The organism is Francisella sp. 19X1-34 (assembly GCF_041102755.1).
Taxonomy (GTDB): Bacteria; Pseudomonadota; Gammaproteobacteria; order Francisellales; family Francisellaceae; genus Francisella.
Window position 1 is genome coordinate 20249 of the sequence record NZ_JBGCTX010000030.1, and the last position, 9275, is coordinate 29523.

The window sequence follows — 9275 nt, forward strand, 5'->3', positions numbered from 1 at the left end:
TGTATAGTTATACCTATTTTAGTTAGATTAATAACAAAAAATGCCTGAAGCTAATTAGCATTAAATAGCTTAGGACTCAAAAATTATTGTATCATGAATAAAAAGATTAAAGAACTTTTTCTAGAGATTCTTGAATTGTTTTAGGAATATTATATTTAATTTCTTTGATTGCTTCATAAATTGCTGTTTCAAAAGCATTAGCACTAGCGCTACCATGGCTTTTCACAACAATTCCAGTTAAGCCTAATAGAGAGGCACCATTAAAACTATCAAGGTTCATACCTGTTTTCATTTTTTTGAAAAATGGTAGAGCCATTATTAGAGGAATTTTCATTAACCAAGAAGTCTCTCTCATTGATTTTTTGATTAGTGATTCAATAAGTCTTAAACTACCTTCCATAGTTTTTAATGAGACGTTTCCTACAAAGCCATCACAAACAATAACATCAGTAGAATCATCAAAAATGTACTTACCTTCAATATAACCTTGATAGTTAATAAAGTCACATCCTTGTAGTAGTTTAGCAGCATTTTTAATGTTGTCTAAACCTTTCATTTCTTCCTCACCAATATTAAGTAGTGAAACTCTAGGCTCAGTAACTCCTTTTGAACTAGCAGCCAGTATTGATCCCATTATTGCAAATTGGAAAAGTTGCTCAGAAGAGCAAACAACGTTAGCTCCAAGATCAAGCATATAAGTTTTGCTTAACTGTTTAGTTTCTCTATTGTATGCAGGAAGTGCATACACAATAGCAGGGCGATCAACACCATTAACAGTTTTTAGTACAAATTTTGATGTTGCCATCAAAGCACCAGTATTTCCGGCACTAACGCAAGCATCAACAGTACCGTCTTTAACAAGGTTGATAGCTACTCTCATAGAGGAGTCTTTCTTTTTTCTCACAGCAATTGAAGGAGATTCATCCATAGCAACAGTTTCACTAGCATGATGGATAGCTACTCTTTGTAATACAGGCAGTTTTATTTTCTTTACCTTTGAGTATCTGTCTAAAGCTCTTTTGACTTTGTGGTGATCACCAACAAGTACAACCTGTAGATTAGAGTCTTTCTTTACTGCTTCAAGAGCTGCGGGGATTGTGGTATTTAAACCATTATCACCACCCATAGCATCTATAGATATCTTATAACTCATGATAAATAAAATTTCCTATATAGATAGTTAGTCGTGCTTATTAAAAAAATACTCTCTAATAAACGGGTTACTAAAGTAGTTTTACGAAATTATTAGTCTTCAGATTTTGTGTTTACAACTTTTTTTCCTTTGTAAAAACCATTAGGTGACACGTGATGTCTTAAGTGTAATTCACCTGTTGATTTGTCAGTAGACAAAGTTGGAGATGTTAAAGCGTCGTGAGATCTTCTCATATCTCTTCTTGATCTGCTTTTTTTAACCTGTTGTACAGCCATTTTAGTTAACCTCTTATTTTTTATTTATTACTGAAATTATGTTGTTTTAAGACTTTTGAGAACCTCGAAAGGATTCTTTTTTTCTTTTGTAACATTTTCTTGTTCGCTATAGTATGAATGTTTTTTTACTTTTTTACAAGTGCTAGAATCTTTTTTTGGCACCAATGGTAAGTCTAGAAGTATTTCTTCTTTTAGTATATCACGTAGATCTATTACTGATTTATCGCATATGAAAGGTTCATTCAAACTATCAGTAGCTGATCTATCATCCTCTACGATTATTATACTATTTGACACTTTAAACTCATAATCAAAAGGTTCTAAAGTGTTTTGACAAATTAGTTTAATAGTTGCACAAATATCATACTTTATACATGCGTGGTTTTTTTCCTCAAAAAATGAGAAATTGCATTTAAAATCCTGAGGTGTGTTTTGAATTAAGGTAGTAATTTCTTCGGGATGTTCTAATATTATTTTAAAGTTTTCTAACTCCCTTTTTTGCTTAGCATACACAGCATAGTTTATTTGATAATAACTATCTTTCATTTTAGTAAATAGTAATCTTTAGTTGTAACATTCTAGCGTGATTTCTTGTTTTATGGAAGTCTCTACTGTATTATCGTAATAATTAAAGTTTTTGTGTTTTAACAGTTACAAATAAAAGGTCAAATACTAATGTCTTTATCGATTCCTCAAGAAGTTTCAAACGCTATAAGGTTTTTATCTATTGATGCAACATTAAAAGCTAAATCAGGACATCCTGGTATGCCTATGGGTATGGCTGATATTGCGACAGTTTTATGGACAAAGTTCCTGAAACATAATCCTAAGAATCCAAATTGGATAAATCGCGATAGGTTTATACTTTCGAATGGTCATGGTTCAATGCTTTTATATTCATTATTACATTTATCAGGTTATGATGTGTCGATTGATGATATTAAAGATTTTAGACAACTTCATTCAAAAACTCCTGGCCACCCAGAGTACGGTTATACTGCAGGTGTTGAAACAACTACTGGACCACTAGGCCAAGGTGTAGCAAATGCTGTTGGGATGGCTTTAGGAGAAAAACTTTTATCGCAAAGATATAATACATCTGGAACAAAAGTGATAGACCACCATACTTATGTATTTTTGGGAGATGGTTGTTTAATGGAAGGTGTTTCTCATGAATCATGTTCTTTAGCTGGAACTTTAGGGTTAAACAAATTAATAGCTTTTTGGGATGATAATAGTATTTCTATTGATGGTGATACTAAAGGGTGGTTCACAGATAACACTGTTGAAAGATTTGAAGCTTATGGTTGGAATGTTATTAAAAATGTTGATGGTCATGATTTCACAGCTATAGAGCAAGCTATTATTGATGCAAAAGCTGAACAAGACAAACCTACTTTAATATGTTGCAAAACTGTTATTGGCTTTGGGTCACCTGAAAAAGCAGGGACAGCTTCTGTACATGGCTCACCGTTGAGTGATCAAGAGAGAGCGTCCGCTGCAAAAGAGTTAGATTGGAAATATGGAGCATTTGAGGTACCTCAAGATGTATATAAGTATTGGGATGCAAAAGAAAAAGGCCAAGTTTTAGAAGAAAATTGGCAGAAAGTCTGGAGTGCTTATAAACATAGCCCTAAATTTGAAGAATTAAGTAGAGTTTTAAATAAAGAGCTACCTTCTGAGTTAAATACTGCTGTAAGTGAGTATATTAATTCTCAGTTAGAAAACCCTGTAAAAGTGGCTACTCGTAAGGCATCTCAAATGGCTTTAGAAGTTTTATGTAGCAAAATGCCAGAGATGTTTGGTGGTTCAGCAGATTTAACAGGATCTAATAATACTAACTGGAGTGGCTCTATTTGGTTAAACAACACCGATGATGGAGCTAACTATCTTTCATATGGGGTTAGAGAGTTCGGTATGGCCGCTATTATGAATGGTTTAAGTTTATATGGTGGGTTAAAACCTTATGGTGGTACATTCTTAGTATTTAGTGATTACTCCAGAAATGCTATTAGAATGTCAGCACTTATGAAACAACCAGTAGTTCATGTTATGTCGCATGACTCTATTGGATTAGGTGAAGATGGTCCAACGCACCAGCCAATTGAGCATGTACCAAGTTTAAGATTAATACCAAATTTAAATGTTTGGAGGCCTGCTGATACAATTGAGACAATGATTGCGTGGCAAGAGGCAGTTAAATCAAAAGACACTCCAAGTGTTATGGTTTTAACTCGTCAAGGATTGCAGCCTGCTGTTGAAAATCAAGAACAAGTAGCTAAAGTCTCAAAAGGAGGTTATTTAGTTAAAGAACATGCAGATGCAAAAGCAACGATTGTTGCAACAGGTTCAGAAGTTGAATTAGCTATAAATACAGCTAAGGAATTTGAAATTAAAGGTATAAAAATAAATGTTGCTTCTATACCATGTGTAGAAGTTTTTGATGCTCAATCTCAAGAGTATAAAAAATCAGTAATCAAGAATGATATTCCAGCTGTTTTTGTTGAAATGGCACAGCCTGATACGTGGTATAAATATATGCCGAAGGCTGGTGGTGAAGTCAAAGGAATCTATAGTTTTGGTGAATCAGCACCAGCTGCAGATTTATTTAAACACTTTGGCTTTACTGTAGAGAATATTAGCAACATAGTTGCTAAATATGTGTAATAACTTTCGCAAGATAATATCTTAAGGAGATTAATAATGAGAGTTGCAATTAATGGTTTCGGTAGAATTGGTCGTTTAGCTTTCCGTCAAATGTTTGAGAAAGACGGAGTAGAAATTGTTGCGATTAACGACTTAACAAATCCAAAAATGTTAGCACATTTATTAAAGTATGATTCTGCTCAAGGTAGATTCTCAAAAGCAGCTGTAACATCAGCAAAAGAAGATTCTATAGTTGTAGATGGTAAAGAAATTAAAATATATGCAGAAAAAGATGCTGCTAACTTACCATGGGGTGAGTTAAATGTAGATGTTGTACTAGAGTGTACAGGTTTTTATGTATCAAAAGCAAAATCACAAGCTCATATAGATGCTGGTGCTAAGAAAGTAGTTATTTCTGCTCCTGCTGGTAATGACCTGCCAACAGTAGTATTTGGTGTTAATCATGATATATTAAATGCAGATGAGAAGATCATATCTGCTGCATCTTGTACAACTAACTGCTTAGCTCCTATGGCTAAAGGTTTACATGATTTAGCAACGATTGAAAGTGGTTTTATGACTACTATTCATGCATATACTGGTGATCAAAATACTTTAGATGCTCCTCATGCAAAAAATGATTTCCGTCGTGCAAGAGCTGCTGCTGCAAATATTGTTCCTAACTCAACTGGCGCAGCTAAAGCTATTGGTTTAGTTATCCCAGAATTAGCTGGTAAACTTGACGGTGCTGCACAACGTGTTCCTGTACCTACTGGCTCTTTAACTGAACTTGTTGCTGTAGTATCTAAGAGTGTTACGGCTGAAGAAGTAAATGCTGCAATGAAAGCTGCTGCTAATGACTCTTTTGGCTATACTGAAGAAGAGTTAGTATCTAGCGATATCATTGGAATTTCAGAAGGCTCTTTATTTGATGCAACTCAAACTAAAGTTACTTCACTTGGAAATAAGTCATTAGTTAAAGTTGTATCTTGGTATGATAATGAAATGTCTTATACAAACCAAATGGTTAGAGTAGTAGAATATTTTGGAGCTTTATAAATCTGGAGTAAGTTATGAATTTTCTAACTTTAAGAGATGTTGATTTAAAAGGTAAAAGAGTTCTTGTTCGTGTAGACTTTAATGTACCTGTCAAAGATGGCAAAGTTACAAGTAAAGTTAGAATTGAGGCTGCTATTCCAACAATTCAATATATTTTAGACAAAGGCGGGGCTGTTATTTTGATGTCTCACCTTGGTCGTCCTACTGAGGGTGAATATGATCCTCAGTTTTCATTAGAGCCTGTGGCAGAAGCATTATCCCAAATTATTAATAAGCCAGTTAAATTTGCAAAAGATTGGTTAAATGGAGTTAATGTTGAAGTTGGCGAAATTGTTATGTGTGACAATGTTCGTTTTAATAAAGGTGAGAAAAAATCTAATGAGCAACTATCTCAGAAGATAGCTAGTCTTGGTGATGTTTTTGTTATGGATGCTTTTGCTACTGCGCATAGAGCACAGGCTTCAACCTATGGTGTTGCTGAATTTATTCCGGTAGCATGTGCAGGACTTCTTTTAGCTAAAGAAGTTAGTGCCCTAGAGAAAGTTCTCAAAGCACCTAAGGAACCAATGGCAGCTATTGTTGGTGGATCTAAAGTATCTACTAAATTAATGGTCTTGCATAATTTACTAAAAAAAGTAGAAATTTTAGTAGTTGGTGGAGGCATTGCAAATACTTTTTTAAAAGCTCAAGGTTATGATATCGGTGCTTCACTATATGAGGAAGATCTTGTTATTGAAGCTAAAGAAATCATAGCAGAGGCTAATTTGAAAGGTATCGTAGTTCCGATACCAAGAGATGTTAGAGTCGCTAAAAAGTTCGATGAAAGTGCTGAAGCTATAATAAAAGATGTTCATGATATTGCTCATGATGATATGATCTTGGATATTGGTCCTAAGTCAGAAGAATATATAACTGAATGTTTAAAACAAGCAAACACTATCCTTTGGAATGGTCCTTTGGGAGTTTTTGAATTTGATAATTTTGCAGAAGGTACAAAAGCTTTGTCTTTAGCTATTGCAGAATCAGATGCTTTTTCAGTTGCTGGTGGTGGTGATACAATTGCTGCTATAGAAAAGTTTGATATAAAAGATAAAGTTTCTTATATATCGACAGCCGGAGGAGCATTTTTAGAGCTTTTAGAAGGTAAAAAATTACCAGCTATAGAAATGCTAATACAAAAAGCAAAAAAATAATTTAAAGGTTTATTTATATGAGAAGAACAAAAATCTTAGCTACTCTTGGTCCAGCTAGTGAATCTAGAGAAGCTTTAACGTCAATGATTAAAGCAGGAGTAAATGCAGTAAGATGTAATTTCTCGCATGGTTCTGCCGAAGATCATCGTAAAAGAGTAGATTTGATCCGTCAGATTGCAAAAGAGCAAGATACTTATGTTGGTATTTTAGCTGATTTACAAGGTCCTAAAATTAGATTGTCAAAATTCAAGAAAGGTTCTGTAGAGATTAAGAAAGGTCAAAAATTTACTCTTGATGCAGATTTAGGCCTTGAAGATGGCGATGAAAATGCAGTGAGTATTGATTATAAAGAATTAATACAAGATGTAAAAAAAGGTGATATTTTACTAGTTGATGATGGTAAGATCGTTTTAGAAGTTGACTCTGTGAAGGGGAATAAAGCTGTTACTAAAGTAGTAGTTGGCGGTAAGGTTTCTAATAATAAAGGTATCAATAAAAAAGGCGGTGGGCTTACAGCTCCTGCTCTTACTGATAAAGATAAAGAAGATATTAAAATAGCTGCGATGCTTCAAGTAGACTTCTTAGCTGTATCATTTGTTAGGGATGGCAAGGATATGGAATATGCACGCCAACTTGTAAATGAAGCTGGTTGGAAGCCTGCGATGGTTGCTAAGATCGAAAGAGCAGAAGCTGTCATAGAAGAAAACTTAAGAGGTATCGTTGATGCTTCTGACCTTGTGATGGTAGCTCGTGGTGATTTAGCTGTAGAGATTGGTGATGAGAATGTCCCTGCTGCTCAAAAGCTAATAATCACAACAGCTCGTCAGAATGAAAAAGGTTCTATTACAGCTACTCAGATGATGGAGTCAATGATTGAAAACTCTTCACCAACGCGTGCAGAGGCATCTGATGTTGCAAATGCTGTATTTGATGGTACTGATGCTGTGATGCTTTCAGCTGAAACTGCGGTAGGTAAATATCCAGTAGAGACTATTGAGGCTATGTCACGTATTTGTGATTCAGCAGAGCATAGTAAATATAGCCACATGGTTAAAAAGCCTAAAATTGGTAGTTGTGACCGTGTGGATCAAGCTGTATCAGTAGCAGCTGTAAAGATTGCTAATGAAATTAGTGCAAAAGGTTTGATAGTCTTAACAGAAGGTGGTAATACTTCACGCTGGATGTCACGTATAAATAGTGATTTGCCTATTTATGCATTATCACGTAATGCTCCTACGCTTGGGGCTATGACTTTATTTAGAGGAGTTGTGCCAATATATTTTGATTCAACTAGAATGTCTAAATTATATGTTAATAGATCAGCTTCTATAGAGTTAGAAAGTAGAAAACTAGCTAAGAGCGGAGATGTTTTTGTTCTGACTAGCGGAGATAGTATGGGTGTACATGGAAGTACAAATAAGATTAAAGTAATAGTTGCAGGTCAAGTAAGATAAGGAGATAAAAAATGGCTTTAGTTTCATTAAGACAATTACTAGATCATGCCGCTGAGCATGGATATGGACTGCCAGCTTTTAATGTGAATAACCTTGAACAGGTTAGAGCTGTAATGGAAGCTGCAGATAGAGTAAATTCACCAGTAATCTTACAAGGCTCTGCAGGAGCTAGAAAATATGCAGGTGCTCCGTTTATCAGACATTTAGTTTTAGCAGCAATAGAAGAATATCCACATATTCCAGTATGTATGCATCAAGATCATGGTACGTCCCCATCAGTTTGTCAAAGATCTATTCAGTTAGGTTTTTCATCTGTAATGATGGATGGTTCTTTAAGATCAGATGGCAAAACTCCTTCTGACTATGAATATAATGTAAATGTTACAAAGACTGTTACAGATATGGCTCATGCTTGTGGAGTTTCTGTTGAAGGTGAGTTAGGTTGTCTTGGTTCATTAGAGACAGGTCAAGCTGGCGAAGAAGATGGTGTTGGTGCTGAGGGTACATTATCTATGGATCAAATGCTTACGGATCCAGAAGAAGCGGCTGATTTTGTTAAAAAGACAAAGGTTGATGCTTTAGCTATTGCTATAGGTACTTCACATGGTGCTTATAAATTTACTAAGCCACCTACAGGTGATATTTTGTCTATAAGCAGAGTAAAAGAGATTCATGCAAGAATTCCTGATACTCACTTGGTAATGCATGGTTCATCTTCTGTACCACAAGACTGGTTAGAGGTTATTAATACTTATGGTGGTGCTATGGGTGAAACTTATGGTGTACCTGTAGAAGAAATCGTTGAAGCTATCAAGTTTGGTGTGCGTAAAGTAAATATCGATACAGATCTACGTATGGCTGCAACAGGTGCAGTTAGAAGATTTATGGCGGAAAATCCTGCAGAGTTTGATCCACGTAAATATAATGCTGTAGCAAAAGTAGCAATGTCTGAAATCTGTCAAGCTAGATATGAGGCATTTGGAAGTGCAGGTATGGCTAGTAAGATAAAGCCTATTTCACTTGAAACAATGTTTCAAAAGTATGAAGCTGGCGAACTAGATCCAGTTATCAAATAAAATATTTTTCTAATTTTTTCTTTAGATTTTTTCCAAATTTATATATAAAATACAGCTTATATTTATAACACATATAAAATGTGTTATATAGCTTATTACAAATCAAAAATGTCATACTGAAATTATTTCAGAGTCCCACATTCAAATATATAGTTAAACCAAATATCTTTTGAAACCATTTTTGTCATCCTATGGCTTTGACCATAGGATCTACTCATTATGAGTCTTAAATTAGATTCTACGATCAAGTCGTAGAATGACATATTTCTTTAGGATTAACTATAGTTCTCATTATATGAAAAGGATTTAGAAATAGAATAATGATTTTATTTATATCTCTATATTAACCTCAGTTCGGAATTAAAAGCATTGTAAATTAAGGGTTTAGTAGTGTTTTTAGGTTAAAATAAGCGAAAAAC

Annotated in this window: 8 protein-coding genes; 5 read left to right on the plus strand and 3 right to left on the minus strand. The window is 34.5% G+C overall.

Translation table 11 applies throughout. The features are described from left to right. Positions 1-106: 106 nt before the first annotated feature. The 3 genes from plsX to AB8E56_RS06300 form a co-directional block, all read right to left on the minus strand. Entirely contained in the window at positions 107-1153 is a 1047-nt protein-coding gene (gene plsX / locus AB8E56_RS06290; RefSeq protein WP_329479209.1) for a phosphate acyltransferase PlsX, read from the minus strand. 92 nt (positions 1154-1245) lie between these two features. After that, complete coding sequence (gene rpmF / locus AB8E56_RS06295) at positions 1246-1428, minus strand: 50S ribosomal protein L32 (protein WP_329479211.1); 183 nt, start codon at positions 1426-1428, stop codon at positions 1246-1248. Between the two features lie 36 nt (positions 1429-1464). Next, positions 1465-1974 carry a YceD family protein gene (locus AB8E56_RS06300; protein WP_329479213.1) on the minus strand — a complete coding sequence of 170 codons (510 nt, stop codon included), beginning with the start codon at positions 1972-1974 and terminating at the stop codon, positions 1465-1467. A gap of 129 nt (positions 1975-2103) precedes the next feature. On the opposite strand from AB8E56_RS06300, the gene tkt reads away from it, so the two are divergent. Genes tkt through fba form a run of 5 tightly spaced genes read left to right on the plus strand, consistent with a single transcriptional unit; the run spans position 2104 to position 8856 of the window. Continuing rightward, a complete protein-coding gene (tkt, locus tag AB8E56_RS06305; protein ID WP_329479215.1) occupies positions 2104-4095 on the plus strand; it encodes a transketolase in 1992 nt (663 codons plus the stop codon). A 36-nt stretch (positions 4096-4131) separates the two neighbouring features. Beyond that, complete coding sequence (gene gap, locus AB8E56_RS06310) at positions 4132-5133, plus strand: type I glyceraldehyde-3-phosphate dehydrogenase (RefSeq protein WP_329479217.1); 1002 nt, start codon at positions 4132-4134, stop codon at positions 5131-5133. Positions 5134-5147: 14 nt separating this feature from the next. Further along, positions 5148-6326 carry a phosphoglycerate kinase gene (locus AB8E56_RS06315; RefSeq protein WP_329479219.1) on the plus strand — a complete coding sequence of 393 codons (1179 nt, stop codon included), beginning with the start codon at positions 5148-5150 and terminating at the stop codon, positions 6324-6326. Between the two features lie 17 nt (positions 6327-6343). Continuing rightward, on the plus strand, positions 6344-7780 hold the full coding sequence (pyk, locus tag AB8E56_RS06320) for a pyruvate kinase (RefSeq protein ID WP_329479221.1): 1437 nt from the start codon (positions 6344-6346) through the stop codon (positions 7778-7780). An 11-nt stretch (positions 7781-7791) separates the two neighbouring features. Beyond that, positions 7792-8856: a class II fructose-bisphosphate aldolase gene (gene fba / locus AB8E56_RS06325; protein ID WP_329479223.1), complete on the plus strand. Its 1065-nt coding sequence runs from the start codon at positions 7792-7794 to the stop codon at positions 8854-8856. Positions 8857-9275 lie beyond the last annotated feature (419 nt).

What these genes read in the sequence shown, in the direction of transcription:
- fba (WP_329479223.1), top strand. Translation starts at nt 7,792, where the DNA reads ATGGCTTTAGTTTCATTAAGACAATTACTAGATCATGCCGCTGAGCAT.
- gap (WP_329479217.1), top strand. Translation starts at nt 4,132, where the DNA reads ATGAGAGTTGCAATTAATGGTTTCGGTAGAATTGGTCGTTTAGCTTTC.
- AB8E56_RS06315 (WP_329479219.1), top strand. Translation starts at nt 5,148, where the DNA reads ATGAATTTTCTAACTTTAAGAGATGTTGATTTAAAAGGTAAAAGAGTT.
- tkt (WP_329479215.1), top strand. Translation starts at nt 2,104, where the DNA reads ATGTCTTTATCGATTCCTCAAGAAGTTTCAAACGCTATAAGGTTTTTA.
- AB8E56_RS06300 (WP_329479213.1), bottom strand. Translation starts at nt 1,974, where the DNA reads ATGAAAGATAGTTATTATCAAATAAACTATGCTGTGTATGCTAAGCAA.
- pyk (WP_329479221.1), top strand. Translation starts at nt 6,344, where the DNA reads ATGAGAAGAACAAAAATCTTAGCTACTCTTGGTCCAGCTAGTGAATCT.
- plsX (WP_329479209.1), bottom strand. Translation starts at nt 1,153, where the DNA reads ATGAGTTATAAGATATCTATAGATGCTATGGGTGGTGATAATGGTTTA.
- rpmF (WP_329479211.1), bottom strand. Translation starts at nt 1,428, where the DNA reads ATGGCTGTACAACAGGTTAAAAAAAGCAGATCAAGAAGAGATATGAGA.